Raw genomic sequence first — 14,829 nt, forward strand, 5'->3', positions numbered from 1 at the left:
GGGGTTGCAGTGCGACTGGTCGACTACCTCGACAAGGGCGCCTCGCTCGGTCCGGACGCACCCTGCCTGACCACGGACGGCGAGACACTCTCGTACGCCGAGGTCCAGCAGCTGTCCTACCGGATCGCGGCGGGCCTCGCGGCGAGTGGTGTCGAGCCGGGCGGCAAGGTGGCGATCCTGTCGGCGAACGATCCGATCGCGTTCAGTTGCGTGTTCGGGATCAGCCGCGCCGGTGCCGTCTGGTGCCCGATCAACCCGCGCAACGAGGCGGCGGAGAACCGCGAGTTGCTCGACCAGTTCGACTGTGAAGTGCTGATCTACCAGGCCGCGTTCGCGCCGCTGGTAGATCGGATCCGGGACGCGCTGCCGAAGATCCGTACCTTCGTCTGCGTGGACCAGGATCCAGGCTCCGGTCAAGACCCCCACCTCATCGGCCGGAGCCGAACCGTCGGCTGGGACGCGTTCTGCGGGGGCGTGTCCCAGCCGGCACCTGATCTCACCGGTCCCGACGATCTGGCGTTGATCGTCGGTACCGGTGGGACCACAGGTCGCCCGAAGGGGGTGATGCTGACCAACGGCAACCTCGAGACGATGACGGCGCTGACCCTGATGGGCTATCCGTTCGGCGAACGGCCCGTGTACCTCGCGCTCGCGCCGTTGACGCACGCGGCCGGCGTCCTGTGCTTCCCCGTCCTGGCGTCCGGCGGCGAGATCGTCATCATGCGGACGCCCGACGTCCACGCCTTCCTCCGGCTGATCCCGCAGCATCGCGTCACCCACACGTTCCTGCCGCCGACGCTGATCTACATGGTGCTCGCCGCGGAGGAACTCGACACCATGGACCTTTCGTCGCTGCGCTGCTTCTGGTACGGCGCCGCGCCGATGTCGGCCGCACGACTCGAAGAAGCGCTGTGGCGGATCGGCCCGGTGATGGCCCAGCTGTTCGGCCAGACCGAGGCGCCGATGATGATCTCGATCATGCCGCCGTCCGCGCACTTCGATGCCGACGGCAACATCGCACGGCACCGGCTGTCGTCGGCCGGGCAGCCGTCGCCGCTGGTCACCACCGCCATCATGGCCCCGGACGGGACGCTGGTCCCGCGCGGCGAACGTGGCGAGATCGTGGTCCGCGGTTCGCTGGTGATGAAGGGGTACTACCGCAATCCCGAGGCGACCGCGGCCGCGTCGCAGTACGGCTGGCACCACACCGGCGACATCGGCTATCTGGACGAGGACAACTACCTCTACATCGTCGACCGGGCCAAGGACATGATCATCACCGGCGGCTTCAACGTGTACTCGACCGAGGTTGAGCAGGCGCTGATGGCCCACCCCGCGGTCCAGGACTGCGCCGTGATCGGCCGGCCGGATGACAAGTGGGGCGAGCGGGTCGTGGCTGTAGTCCAACTCCAGTCAGGCACCACGATCGATCCCGCCGAACTGATTGCCTTCGCCAAGCAACGCATCGGCAGCGTCAAGGCCCCCAAGGAGATCCTCCTCTGGCCCGACCTCCCCCGCTCCAAGGTCGGCAAGGTCCTCAAACCCGACATCAAGGCCCGCCTCAACGCCGCCGAGGTCAGCTAGCTGGCGGTCGCCGCGGTCGAGGCGACGATGATCGCGGTGGTGACCGCGGCCTGCATCTCGCTGACCGCCTTCTTCACCGCGTCCGAGGCCCAGTCCGACTCGGCCAACTGCTTCGCCCGCTGCTTGAGCGCCTTCTTGTCCACAGCGTCCGTGACGACCTTCGGTACGACGTTCAGCGCGCTCAGCAACGCGATCAGGGCACCGGTCCGCTCGTCGGGCGTCGTACCGACCTTGAGCACGCTCTCCAGGGCGGCACGCACCTGGGCCTCGTGTCTGGCGTCCTTGGCCGGCCAGCGGGTTACCGGGAACAGGCCGAGCACCTTGCCCTCGTCCGCCTCGAGCACGCCGCGGGGCGCAAGCTGCGCGAGCAGCTGATCCCGCAGCTTCTTCGACAGGCGACCGATCTGGTCCTTCGGCCGCTTGCCCGGCTTGTCCGCGATGAATGCGAGCCGCTCGTCGAGAACGGCGTCGCCGGTCGGACTCGAATCCAGCACCTTCAGCCGGCCGGGCTTGTCCCCGTCACCCGCAACGGTGATGTCGATCTTCCCGAGCAGGGTCAGTTCGATCAGCACCGCACCGGCCAGCGAGTAGTCCAGACCGGGTGATCCAGTGATCGGCTTCCCGGTCTCGTCGTCGTACAGCAGCAACAAGAGATCCTCGGCAATCAACATGCCTCCAACCTAGGCACGCCGATCGGCTACCCACATCCGCCGCGCGGGCTACCTGCTGTGTCCGTCTTTAGTAGTGGTGACCATTGAGGACGACCGGCTCGCCCAGTTCGGCGGCGAGCTCCGTGAGGAAGTCGGGCGAGAAGTAGTACCAGTGGATCGAGCGCACCTTGCCGTCCTCGGTGCTGATGCGCATCAGGTCGTTCACCGCGGTGTTGCCGTCCCGGACGATGCGGACGACCACCACGGTCTCGCCCCAGAGCTCCCGGACCTCCGCGGTGTAGCGGTACGGCTTGGACAGATCGAGGGTGTGCTCGATGGACCCGTCGCGCATCTGGTCGGCGCCGTACTCCGTGAGGACGCCCATGATCTCGCTGTGCGCGTCAGCCAGGAGCAGTGCAGTCAGCCGGGGTACGTCGTACGCGTTGAACGCCTCGGCGACAGCGTCGAGCAGCCGGCGGTCCGGCGCCTCACGCACCTTGAGGGACTGCTCCCGCTCCGGTGAGTCCAGTCGGCCGCGTCCACGGTGCAGTGCGGCCTTGACTGCGCCCACGGAGGTCCGCAGTACGTCGGCCACCTCGGCGAGCGTGAAGCCGAACAGGTCCTTCAACGCGAGTGCCGCCCGCTCCTGCGGCGGCAGCAGGGTCACGAGCTCAGCCCATGCGTCCCGGACCTCAGCGGGATCCGCTGCGGTCGGCGCGACCTGCTCCACGGCATCGACCAGGACTGGCTTCTGCCTGCGGTAGCTGTCGACGTACGCGTTGGTCGCGACGCGAAACAGCCAGGCCCGCGGGTTCTCGATCGGGCTGTGCGCCTGCGCAGCCTGGGTGAACGCCCGAGCCAGCGACTCCTGGACCAGGTCTTCGGCGTCGAAGGCGTTGCCGGTCAGCCGGCGGCAGTAGGCGTACAGGTCGGAGCGCAGCGGCTCCAGCCGGTCGAGGAATTCTCGGCGCGCCTGCCGCGCGGCTCGGAGCTCGGGCAGGTCGAGTGCGTCAGTCATGGTCATACCAGTCTGGACGGCTGCGGGCGCCGCCAGGATACGGGCCGGTTTCGATGCACAGTCAGCAATCAAGTAAGGTAAGCCTTAGCTAAGCAGGTTCGCCCACCTCGAAAGCAGATCCGCCATGACCAGAGCACTGCCCGAGCCGACGTACCGGCGCTTCGTCGCCGGGATCGGCACCCTCAGCCTCCGGCCGTTCGACCTGACCGAGGACGTCACCACTCTGCACGGCTGGGTCACGCAGCCGTACGCCCGCTACTGGGGTCTGCTGACCGCGTCGCGCGAGGACGTGCACGCGGAGTACCTCCGGATCGAACAGTCCGGCCATCACCGCGCGTTCCTCGGCGAGCACGACGGCCGGCCCGCGTTCCTGATGGAGCGCTACAGCCGGCGTACGACGTGGTCGGCGGGACGTACAACCTGGCGCCGGGCGACATCGGCATGCATGTACTGGTCGCGCCGCCGGTCGCACGGATCCCGGGCTTCACCGGCGCCGTCTTCGAGACGATCCTGGACAGCCTGTTCAGCGATCCGCTGGTCGACCGGATCGTGGTCGAGCCGGATGTCGGGAACCTCAAGATCCAGGCGCTCAACGAGCGGATGGGGTTCCGCAAGCACAGCATCGTGGACCTGCCGGACAAGCAAGCCTGGCTGAGCTTCTGCAGCCGCGACCAGTACGCCGAGGCGACCCGGATGAACGAGGCGGGCTGACATGACCGATCACCTGAACCCTGAGGTCTGGGCCGTCGTCAACCGTGCGCTGGTGCGTAAGGCTCTGGCAGAGTTCATCCATGAGCGGATTCTCGAACCCGTTGCTACGGACAACGGTTATGCGGTCGGGCGGTATGAGTTCTCGGCTCAGCTTTATCCGTTGAACCACTGGGAGATCGACGCTCTTTCGCTCTCCGATGGGGGTGCGGTTGACGCGCTCGACTTCATCACGGAGTTCCACCAGCAGCTCGGCATCGGCGCCGACATGTTGCCGGTGTATCTCGAGGAGATCAGCAGCACACTCGCGAGTGCGGCGTACAAGCTGTCCAAGCCGGAACTGACCGCGGCCGACCTGGTCACGGCGGACTTCCAGACGGTCGAGGCCGCGATGACCGAGGGGCACCCGTGCTTCGTCGCGAACAACGGGCGGCTCGGGTTCGGCGTCACCGACTATCTGGCGTTCGCTCCGGAGACCGGTGCGGCGGTGCGGCTGACGTGGATCGCCGTACGCAAGGATCGGACGACGGTCTCGCACAGCAGTTCCATCACGTACGACGAGTTGTTGCGCGAGGAGCTCGGGGAGGATCTGCTGGCGGAGTTTGCGGCGCGGATCGTGGCGGCGGGGTGTGCGCCGGAGGACTACGTCTACCTGCCGGTGCATCCGTGGCAGTGGGAGAACAAGACGTCGATCACGTTCGCGGCCGACATCGCGCAGCGGCACATCATCCTGGTCGGGTCGAGTGCGGACGAGTACCAGCCACAGCAGTCGATCCGGACGTTCTTCAACCGGTCGCAGCCGTCGCGGCACTACGTGAAGACGGCATTGTCGGTGCTGAACATGGGCTTCATGCGCGGGCTGTCCCCGACGTACATGGCTGCGACGCCGGCAATCAACGACTGGGTGTTCGACCTGGTCGAGAACGACCTTGTCCTGAAGCGGTACGGCTTCTCGGTGTTGCGCGAGATCGCGGCCGCCGGGTATCACAACCGGTACTACGAGGCCGCGACGCAGCGGACGTCGCCGTACCGGAAGATGCTGTCGGCGCTGTGGCGGGAGAGCCCGGTGCCGGCGCTCGAGCCGGGCGAACGGCCGGCCACGATGGCGAGTCTGCTGCACGTCGACCGGCATGGTTCGTCGCTGGCGGCGGCTCTGATCCGCGCGTCGGGGCTGGCGCCGGCGGACTGGCTGCGGGCGTACGTCGATGCGTACCTGATCCCTTTGGTGCACAGCTTCTACGCGTACGAACTGGTGTTCATGCCGCACGGCGAGAACCTGATCCTGGTACTGCGGGACGCGGTGCCGATCCGGGTCATCATGAAGGACATCGCCGAGGAGATCGCGGTGATGGACCCGGAGACCCCGCTGCCGGCCGACGCCGAACGTGTCCGCGCCGAGGTCCCCGACGACGAGAAGCTCCTGTCGATCTTCACCGACATCTTCGACTGCATCTTCCGGTTCCTGTCCCCGCTCCTGGACCGCGGGGGTCTGCTGACGCCGGCCGAGTTCTGGTCCGTGGTCGGCGACTCCATCCGCGACTACCAGGCCGCGACCCCCGAGTTGGCTGCGGCGTTCGCGAAGTACGACATCTTCGCTCCGACCTTCGCTCTGTCCTGCCTGAACCGGCTCCAACTCCGCAACAACCAGCAAATGGTCGACCTCACCGACGTCGCCGGCTCCCTCCAGTTCGTCGGCACCCTCGACAACCCGATCAGCTGACAGCCGGACCCCAGCCACTCACCAACGGAAGCCATCGGCGCGAGTCCACGCTCACGCGGACGACGCCTACCCGTCCCGGCTCACGTTGGTGAGTGCTGGCGGTCCGCGGGCCTTGCTGTGGATAACTTCCGCGGCGGTACGGCGGAATCCGTCACGCTGGTGGGGTGATCAGCGAACAGCTAACCGAGACGCCTCGGGACGGGAGGCGCTACGAGATCGTCGCTGGGCGCCTGCTGACCACCGGCGCCCAACCGCCCGCCCACCACGCCGCGGTAACCGCCCTGATGGTCCACCTCAAGACGTCGTGCCCACCCGACCTGATGGTCGCCGTCGGCTCCCTCACCTTCCGCCCCACCCCGACCACCACCCTCCGCCCCGACGTCCTCGTGGGTCCCCGCGACTACACCGGCGTACACCCACCCCTCCTAGCCGTCGAAGTCATCTCCCCCTCCACCCGAACCACTGACGTAGTCCTCAAACGCGCCCTCTACGAAACCCACCAAGTCCCGTCCTACTGGCTCCTAGACCCCACCCACCAAGAGCTCACCATCCTCACCCTCACCCCCACCGGCTACACCTGCCAAACAGTCCTCCAATCCGAAGAAACCTTCCACACCACAAACCCGTTCCCCATCACCCTCACCCCAGCCCAACTACTCGGATAACAGGGCATTCCAGGGCAGATGCCCATCTGCCCTTACCCAACCTTCCTCCCGCCGCCGGGCTGTCGTTGCTTCCGGACATTCTCGTGTGTCGTCGCGATGACATCGGTGAGCGGCACGTCGAGCGGCTGTTGCTGGCGGTTGCGATCATGTCGCGCAGCACGCGAGAGCTGGACACCGGCTACAGGCAGGCTCTGTACGACCTGTCGAAGGTGCCGTCGTACTGGATGTTCGACCCGGCCAGGCGTTCGCTGACTGTCCGGGAGTTGGTGGACGGTGAGTACGCCGAGAGAACGGTCGTCGGTGACGACGTGTTCGAGGCGACGGTGCCGTTCTCGGTGCGGGTTGTGCCGGCGGAGTTGGTCAGCCGTTCAGGAGGTTGATCAGTTGTTGTTTGGTGGGGAGGTTCGGGGGGCGGACGACGTCGGCTTGGCGGACGTAGTAGAAGGCGGCGGTGACCTGGTCGAGGGGGATGTTCATGAGTTCGGACCAGGCGATTCGGTAGATGGCGAGTTGGAGGGGGTCGGCGGTCTCGTTGCGGGTGGTCTTCCAGTCGATGACGTCGTACCCGCGGGATCCGTCCGGCCGGACCACCTGGTAGACGGCGTCGATGCGCCCGCGGACGACCCGGCCGCCGATGGCCAGTGCGAACGGCGCCTCGATCTCGTACGGCGTGGTCTCGCCGTACGGCCCGACGCGGAACGCATCCATCAGCTCGGTCAGATCGGTGTCGTCGACGATGTCCTCGTCCGCAGCGCCGGGCAGGTCGTCGGGGTCGAGCAGGAGTTGCTGCCCGAAGTAGCTCTCGACCCACGCATGGAAGCGAGTGCCGAAACGCGCCGCCCGGTTAGGTTTGCGCGGCATCGGCCGAGCCAGCTCCGACGCCAGCCCGTCCGGGTCCTTCGCCAGCCGCATCACCTGCGTCGCCGACAGCGCGGCCGGCAGCTCGACGTCGTACGCCTTCCGGCTCCGGCTCTCCCTTGCCTCTGACAACAATCGCTCGATCTCGGAGTCCCACCGCGCGACGGTCGCCTGCTCGTCCAGCAGCAGCGACTCCTCCGCCTCGACCGACGGTCCCTCCGCACGCGAACGCTGCACCAACTCCACCGCATCCAGACGGCGTTGGTACGACTCCGTGTCGTACGGCGTCGGCCACGGCGCCTGCGTCTGCTCGGCGAGCTCCGGGTTCTCCTCCGTCAGCTCAGGCTGCTCGGCCCACGAAATGACCCGGTCACCCGCGTGCTTCTTCAGAGTCTCCAGGTACGACGAAGGCCCGCGCGGGCGCTTCTGCGTCGGCCCCCACCAGTGCCCGGTGGCGACGAGGATCTCCTTCGCACGGGTGAAGGCGACGTACCCGAGACGCCTCTCCTCCAGCGCGTTCACGCCCTTGCACTCGTCGGTGAACGCCTTCAGACCGGCGTTGGACAGGTCGTGGATGTCGGGCAACGTGTCAGCGTCACCGCGCAACGGCCACGGCAGCACCTTCGCGTTGGTCGTCCACTTGTCCCGGCCGCGGTCCGACGGGAACACCTTCTGCACCAGCGTGGGCACGAACACGATCGGCCACTCGAGGCCCTTCGACCGGTGCGTGGTGAGCAGCTTCACCGAGTCGGCCTCACTCGGTACGGCGAGGTCGAGGCCGGCGGCGTACTCCTCCTCGGCGGCGAGATACGCCAGCAGACCGTCCAGCGAACCGTCCGACTCGGTCGACACGAAGTTGCCGACGGCATCCAAGAACGCGGCGAGGTGATCGCGGCGGCCCGAGTCGACGTGGTCGGGCGTCGCGGTCAGCTCGACGTCGAGGCCGATGGTGCTGATCACGCGACGTACCAAGTCGAGCAGCGGCTCTCCGGCGTGGTTGCGTAGCTCGCGCAACTCGGTGGACAGTTCCTTGAAGCGGACCATCGCCTCCGGCGAGTATCCCCAGGCATCCGGTCCTGGATCGTCGACCGCCTCGGCCAGCGAGATGACCTCGGTCGAGTCCATCCCGGCGACGGCCGCGTCGAGTGCGGCGAGCAGGTCGTCCGCGTCCGGGCGGTCGCCGGTGTCGGCGAGGGCGCGCGAGCGATTCGCCAGCAGGGCAAGGTCGCGGTGACCGATCCGGTAGCGCGGGCCGGTCAGGATCCGGAGCATCGCGGCGTTCGCGGTCAGGTCGTTGACCGCCTGCAGGGTGGCGACGACGTCGACGACCTCGGGCAGCGCGAGGAGTCCGCCGAGACCGACGACCTCGACCGGGACCTTGCGTGCGATCAGCGCTTCGTGCACCGCACTGAGGTCGACGTTCGTCCGCATCAGGATGCCGATGTCCTTCCACCGGCGGTTCGGGGTGCGGTGCGCGGCGACGATCGCGTCGGCGACCCACTCGATCTCCTGCGAGCGCGTCTCGAAGAGGCCGACGGTGATCGCGCCCTCAGGCGCGTTCTCCGGGGCTTCGAGCGGGATGACGCCGGGGTGCTGTTCGTACAGCTCGGTGGCATGCTGGTTCGCGGCGGCGAGGATGCGACTGCCGCAGCGACGGTTGACGCTGAGGACATACCGACGTGCTGGTGTGCCATCGGCCTGAGGGAAGTGCTCGGGGAACTCGTCCAGGTTGGCGACGGACGCGCCGCGCCAGCCGTAGATCGCCTGGCACGGGTCGCCGACCGCGGTGACAGGGTGACCGCGGCCGTGCTCGACATCACGTCCGGCGAACAACGCGGTGAGCATCCGGCGCTGCGACACGGAGGTGTCCTGGTACTCGTCGAGCAGGACGACCTTGTACCGCGAGCGCTCGGCGACCGCGACCTCCGGGCATTCCTCGGCCAGCCGCGCGCCGAGCGCCATCTGATCGGCGAAGTCGACGACGCCGCGCTCACCCTTGTAGGCCTGATACTCCTCGACCAACTGCAGGATCTCGCCACGCTTTAACGCGGTCTCCGCGAGCTTCCGAACCTCGACCGTCTGCTTCCGTGCCGCCGCGACCTCTTGCCGTACTGCCTCGTCATGCTCGCGTACGTCGTCCGCCCGGAGCAGGTGGTCCGCGAGCTCACCGTCGAGCGCGAGCAGGCTGTTGACGAGCGTGGGCACGTGGTGCGACGCGAACCGGATCGGTCCGGCAGACCGTCGTACGACCCGGCCCGCGAGCTGGAACCGGGTCGCGTCGGCGAGGACTCGGGCGTCGGGCTCGAGTCCGAGACGGAGGCCGTGCTCGGCGATGAGCGTGCCGGCGAAGGCGTGGTACGTCGAGACGACCGGCTCGCCGGGCTCCTCGGGCTCCCAGTTCGGGATGTTGCTGCGGAGGTGGGCGGCGAGGATCGGGGGCTGGTCCTTCGGCAGGGTCGATCCGAGCACGCCGGCCTTGGTCAGGTCGTCGCGGATCTTCACGTCGAGCTCGTTCGCCGCCTTCTTGGTGAACGTCAGCCCGAGCACTTCCTCCGGCAGCACCTGCCCGGTGCAGATCAACCACACCACCCGAGCCGCCATCGCCGTCGTCTTCCCGGACCCGGCGCCCGCCACGATCACCCCGGGCGCCAGCGGCGCCGTAATAGCCGCCAACTGCTGATCACTGAACGGAATCCCCAGCAGCTCACACAACTCAGCCGTCGAGTTCAGGTGAGCGCGCATCAGCAGACCCGCTCGTCGGAGCAGGTGGAGTCAGCAGGGTCGGGATGGGCGCGCATCAGACGATCTCTCGGCCTTCGGGTTGGATGGGGCAGAGCGGGCGAGCTTCGCAGCGACTGCAGCCGTCGTTGCGTTTGGCAATGAATTCTTCGGAGCGGACCATGGCTTCGGCGTCTTCGACCGCCTCGTCGAGCCAGGTCTTGCCGTCGTCGTCAGCCTCGAGCGGGCCCTGGTGCTGCACCTTCGGGAAGCCGCTGTCGTCGTGGCGGAGCTGGACGAGCTCGGCGCCGCCCGCGACCGGCTCCTCGCCAAGATCCTTCAGCTGACGGGACGCGATCGCGCGCTGGTAGATCGCCAGCTGCACATGCCGTGCCAGCGCCGGCTTGGTCGGCATCGAGCGGCCGGTCTTCAGGTCGACCACCCGGATCGTCCCCTCACCGTCCTGCTCGATGCGGTCCATCCGGCCCTTCACCCGCACCGCCGGCTTGTCGGTATCCGGCAGCAGTACGTCGAAGTCCACCTCGGTGCCCACCAGCGTGCGATCCGGCCGCCCTTGGTGCCACGCGACGAACCGCCGCAGCGCGTCCTCCGCCTCAACCCGCTCCCGGTCCGAGATCCACGTCGACTCGAAATCGAGCTGCGTCCACACCTTGTCGAGCCAGCCGGTCAGCTCGTCCACCGACGGCGGCAGCGTCCCCGTCGCGACCGCATCCGCGAGCGTGTGCAACACCATGCCGAACCCGATGGCCGACGTACTGGGCGTCTCTCCACCGGCACGCCGCTGCAGGAACCACCGCAGCGGACAATCCACGATCGTCGTCAGCGCACTCCCTGACAACGGCACCGGCAGATCCGGATCCGCGATCGGCCGCTCCGACCGGGTCCGCTCCCGGACCCCCCACCATCGGGACGGATCAGCCGTCGGCACCAGCGAGTACTCCCGGTCGTCCACGGCATCGGCCAGCATCGCCAGGCGATCGGCCGCAACCCGCTTCAACGCCGGCGACGAAGAGGGATCCGACAGTACACAGCGCAGATCGGCGACCAGGCCGTGCAACGACAACGGCCGCCGCGGCCGCCCTGCGACCAGTTTCAAAGGAATGTCGAGCTCGGCAAGAAATCTGGAGGGTTGGTCCCCGTCCGCCTCGGGCGCCTGGACCGCCGTCACGATCAACCGCTCCCGAGCCCGGGTGATCGCGACGTAGAACAGCCGTCTCTCCTCGGCCAGCAACGCACCCGCCGACAACGGATCGATGAGCCCGTCAGGCCCGAGCCGATCCGGCTCCAGCAGTGAACCGCGCCGCCGTAGATCCGGCCATTGCCCTTCCTGCACGCTCGCGACAACGACGAGCCGCCACTGCAGCCCCTTCGACCGGTGCGCCGTCATCAGCTGTACGCCTGCCTCGCGGTACGTCGCGTCGAACCGGTTGTCGCCCGCGATGTCCAACGATTCGAGCTCCGACAGGAACGCCGACACGCCCTTGAACCCGACCTGCTCCTCGGCCCGGCTCGCCGCATCGAACAACGCACACAAGGAATCCAAATCCCGGTTCGCCGCCCGGGCCGGCTCTCCGCCTGAGTTTGCTTGACCGCGCAGGCGTCGCAACCACGGCGACTCCGACCACAGCGACCACATCACCTCGTCCGGAGCGGCGCCGGCGGTCACGATGTTCCTTGCCTTGAGCAACCTCTCCCCCAGCGCGACGAACCGGGCCTCGGCCGGCGACGCCTCCTGGTCGAGGAGCAACGGGTTCATCAGGGCCTCGCGCAGCAGCTCGTCCGACGACCGCGGCAGCCGCTGGCCGCCCGCGGCCTCCCGGTCCCGCCGCCGCAACACCCGCGCCAGCCGCCGCAACTGCCCCGCGTCCATCGCGCCCAACGGTGACAACGCCAACGCCCGTACGACGTCGACCGTCAACGTCGACGGGTCCGCGACCGCACGCAACGCCAGCAGCATCGGACGTACGGCGGGCTCCCGGGACAACGGGAGCTCGTCACCGGCCACGTCGACCGGGATCCCCGCGGCCGCGAGCGCGCGCCGCAACGGTGGGATCGAACGACTGCCGGACCGGACCAGCACCGCCATCTCGTGCCAGCCGACGCCGTCCTGAACATGCGCCCGACGCAGCAGGTCGGCGATGTGCTCGAGCTCGGCGCCGCTGGTGGAGTAGAGGTTTGCCTCGACCTTGCCGGCGCCGTAGACACAGCTGCTCGCATCCGGGTTCCGGAAGCGGTCGAACGTGTCGCGGTCCAGCGTCCCCGGCACACCGAGGCGGCTGACGACATTGCGAGACACGCGCTGCAGCGTCGTGCCGAACCGGCGCGTCGTGCCGAGCGCGATCTGGGCCGCCTCCGCGCCGTCCGCCGCGCGGAACTCGTCGGTGAACCGCAGGAGGCCGCGAACGTCGGCGCCGCGGAACGTGTAGATGGACTGGTCCGGGTCACCGACGACGACCAGGTCGCGGCCGTCGCCGGCGATCGCCTGGAGTAGCTTGGTCTGACCGGGATCGGTGTCCTGGTACTCGTCGACGAAAACGGCCTTGAACTCGGTGCGGAGCTTGGCCTGGACCTGCGGCTGCTGGGCCAGGATCACCGCGCGGTGGATGAGCTCGGAGTAGTCCAGCACCTGCTCGTGGTCGAGGATCTGCAGGTACTCCTCGAAGAAGTCGCCGACCGCGACCCACTCGGCGCGCTCTGCGGACTGCCCGATCGCGGACAGGTCCTCCGGGTCGAGACCGAGCTGCCGCGCCTTGCCGATCACGGCCTGCACCTCGTCGGTGAACCCGCGCGTCTTCAGCGCCGGATGCAGACTGCTCGGCCACTGCACCGCACCGACCTCACGACTGCCGGACAACGCCTCGGTCAGCCGCAGCGACTGCTCCGGTCCGGACGGAAGCCGGAGCGGTACGTCGAACGCGTCGGCCGGGGTGAAGCGTCGCAGCAACGCGTAGCAGAAGGAATGGAACGTCATCGACGGCATGACTCGCGTAGTCCGCCCGAGCCGGCCGGTGATCCGGTCTCTCAGCTCGGTCGCCGCCTTGCGTCCGAACGTGAGCACCAGCACCTCGTCTGGGCTCAGACCGCGGTTGCGGACCCGATCGACGACGGCCTCGACCAGGGTCGTCGTCTTCCCGGTCCCCGGGCCGGCGAGCACCAGCAGAGGTCCTGCGCGGTGATCCACGACTGCTTGCTGATCCGCGTCCAGAACAGGGGATTCAGCGCTCCGCCCCGCGGCCCGGATCAACCGATACCGGGACCCCTGTCTGCTGACCATCGCACCATCCCAGCAGACCCCACCGACAAATCCTCACGCCCACCCCGGCCACTTCCCGAATAGCCGGAAACCGGACGCGCCAAACTTTCCACCCACCCCCGGCATCAACCAAACACCGGCGGCGCGAAGGCTCGGGGCGGAGCAGTCGCGCCGCCGGCATGTACTTGCTCCGGTGCGGGCGATCAACCGTCTATGGCTCGGCGTGCGAAGTCTCGGCGCCGCTGCGGTCGTTCGCGCCGCCGCGTCTAGTGCTCGGTGTGCGAAGGCTCGGGGTCCCAGCGAACGTCGCGCAGGTTCACCCGGCCGTTGGTGACGCGGACGCCGTCGGACCGCAGGTTGTGCAACTGCTCGTCCCCCACCTCATCAGCAGGCACCCCAGAAGCACGAATCACCCGCCACCACGGCACACTCCCGCCGTACTCCCGCATGATCGCCCCAACCTGCCGAGGCCCACCCTGCCCGACGTACTCAGCAATATCCCCGTACGTCGCCACGCTGCCGGCCGGAATCGACTCAACCGCCCGCAACACCGCCTCGATGTACTCCTCCCGATCCACAACCCCAACCTAACCGTCACCACAGACACCCGAGCGCCATCACATCCAACACAGGTGCGAATCGCCGCCAACGCAGTGGTCTCCAACCCCCGGGGGACGCAGGAGCACGGCGCACTCAAGGCTGGGCGGGCGGGAGCGGCCGCGAGCACGCGACGGCAGGAGCGCGCGTAGCGGCGCGTTGGGGGTATCAGGCGAGTGGGGCTAGCGCCTTGGCTAGGGGTTCTAGGACTGAGGGTGGGGCGTCGAGCGGGAGGTTTACCACGACCAGGTCGACGCCGGCTTCGGCGTACGCGGCGGAGGCGGCTACCACGTTGTCGAGGGGTTGGTCGGGGTCGACTCGGACGTTGACCGAGCAGGTGATTTCGTTGACGTCGCGGCCGACGTCCTCGCAGTGCTTGACGAGGATGTCCTTGAGGGGCTTCCACTCCTCCGGGTTCGCCACTATGACGTTCCAGTGCTGGGCCCAGCGGGCGACCGCGCGCAGGGTGCGCTTCGGGCCCTTGCCACCGATGGCGATCGGCGGGTGTGGGGTCTGCACGCCCTTCGGCTCGCAGTACGCGTCGGTGAGCTTGATGTACTTGCCGTCGAAGTTCGCGACCTTCTCGGTGAGCAGCGCGACGATCGCCTGCATGCCTTCGTCGAACCGGTCGAAGCGCTCCTTCAACCCGTACAGCTCGATGCCGTACGCCGTGGTCTCCATCTCGTTCCAGCCCGCGCCGAGGCCGAGTTCGAGCCGGCCGCCGGAGATGATGTCGGTGGTCGCGGCCATGTTCGCCGTGACGGCGGGGTGCCGGTAGATCATGCCGTTGACCTGGCAACCGATCCGGATCCGCTTGGTCGCCTGCGCCAGTGCGGCGAGCGTGGTCCAGGCCTCGAGGTTCGGGCCGGCCATGTCACCGCTGAGCGGGTAGAAGTGGTCCCAGTGCCAGGCCGACTCGAAGATCTCGAACTCGTCCGCGGCGATCCACACGTCCCGCAGCTGCTGCCACGTGGTGTGCTCCGGCCTGGTCTTGATCGCAAACCGCATGTGCGTCCTCCCTAGGCGACCGTTTCCCA

At 68.0% G+C, this 14,829-nt stretch carries 10 protein-coding genes and 1 pseudogene; 5 read left to right on the top strand and 6 right to left on the bottom strand.

Features of this window, described 5'->3' with window-relative positions; genetic code table 11:
• Positions 1 to 9: 9 nt before the first annotated feature.
• Complete coding sequence (locus tag E0H73_RS20740; protein ID WP_131358877.1) at positions 10 to 1,584, top strand: acyl-CoA synthetase; 1,575 nt, start codon at positions 10 to 12, stop codon at positions 1,582 to 1,584.
• On the opposite strand, the gene E0H73_RS20745 is transcribed toward E0H73_RS20740, so the two are convergent.
• Both E0H73_RS20745 and E0H73_RS20750 read right to left on the bottom strand, forming a co-directional pair.
• Positions 1,581 to 2,255, bottom strand: coding sequence for a GOLPH3/VPS74 family protein (locus E0H73_RS20745; protein ID WP_131358880.1), 675 nt, complete (start codon positions 2,253 to 2,255; stop codon positions 1,581 to 1,583). The two genes, E0H73_RS20740 and E0H73_RS20745, sit on opposite strands and share 4 nt — an antisense overlap.
• 67 nt (positions 2,256 to 2,322) lie before the next feature.
• Complete coding sequence (locus tag E0H73_RS20750; protein ID WP_165555754.1) at positions 2,323 to 3,252, bottom strand: sigma-70 family RNA polymerase sigma factor; 930 nt, start codon at positions 3,250 to 3,252, stop codon at positions 2,323 to 2,325.
• 124 nt (positions 3,253 to 3,376) lie between these two features.
• Here E0H73_RS20750 and E0H73_RS20755 point away from each other — a divergent pair.
• From E0H73_RS20755 to E0H73_RS45910, 4 genes and pseudogenes are all read left to right on the top strand, one after another.
• Positions 3,377 to 3,963 (top strand): annotated as a pseudogene (locus E0H73_RS20755) (GNAT family N-acetyltransferase).
• A 1-nt stretch (position 3,964) separates the two neighbouring features.
• Positions 3,965 to 5,680 (top strand): IucA/IucC family protein, encoded by a 1,716-nt coding sequence (locus E0H73_RS20760; RefSeq protein WP_131358886.1) that lies wholly within the window; start codon positions 3,965 to 3,967, stop codon positions 5,678 to 5,680.
• A gap of 164 nt (positions 5,681 to 5,844) precedes the next feature.
• A complete protein-coding gene (locus E0H73_RS20765; RefSeq protein ID WP_238164131.1) occupies positions 5,845 to 6,345 on the top strand; it encodes a Uma2 family endonuclease in 501 nt (166 codons plus the stop codon).
• 65 nt (positions 6,346 to 6,410) lie between these two features.
• Positions 6,411 to 6,725 (top strand): Uma2 family endonuclease, encoded by a 315-nt coding sequence (locus E0H73_RS45910; protein ID WP_272949139.1) that lies wholly within the window; start codon positions 6,411 to 6,413, stop codon positions 6,723 to 6,725.
• Here E0H73_RS45910 and E0H73_RS20775 read toward each other — a convergent pair.
• From E0H73_RS20775 to E0H73_RS20790, 4 genes are all read right to left on the bottom strand, one after another.
• Positions 6,706 to 9,945: an ATP-dependent DNA helicase gene (locus tag E0H73_RS20775; RefSeq protein WP_131358891.1), complete on the bottom strand. Its 3,240-nt coding sequence runs from the start codon at positions 9,943 to 9,945 to the stop codon at positions 6,706 to 6,708. The two genes, E0H73_RS45910 and E0H73_RS20775, sit on opposite strands and share 20 nt — an antisense overlap.
• A gap of 55 nt (positions 9,946 to 10,000) precedes the next feature.
• A complete protein-coding gene (locus E0H73_RS20780) occupies positions 10,001 to 13,123 on the bottom strand; it encodes an ATP-dependent helicase (protein WP_238164132.1) in 3,123 nt (1,040 codons plus the stop codon).
• 338 nt (positions 13,124 to 13,461) lie between these two features.
• Positions 13,462 to 13,773, bottom strand: coding sequence for an MGMT family protein (locus E0H73_RS20785; protein ID WP_131358897.1), 312 nt, complete (start codon positions 13,771 to 13,773; stop codon positions 13,462 to 13,464).
• A 187-nt stretch (positions 13,774 to 13,960) separates the two neighbouring features.
• A complete protein-coding gene (locus tag E0H73_RS20790) occupies positions 13,961 to 14,800 on the bottom strand; it encodes a TIGR03560 family F420-dependent LLM class oxidoreductase (RefSeq protein WP_131358900.1) in 840 nt (279 codons plus the stop codon).
• Positions 14,801 to 14,829 lie beyond the last annotated feature (29 nt).

Origin of the sequence: Kribbella pittospori, assembly GCF_004331465.1 — a bacterium.
GTDB lineage: Bacteria > Actinomycetota > Actinomycetes > Propionibacteriales > Kribbellaceae > Kribbella > Kribbella pittospori.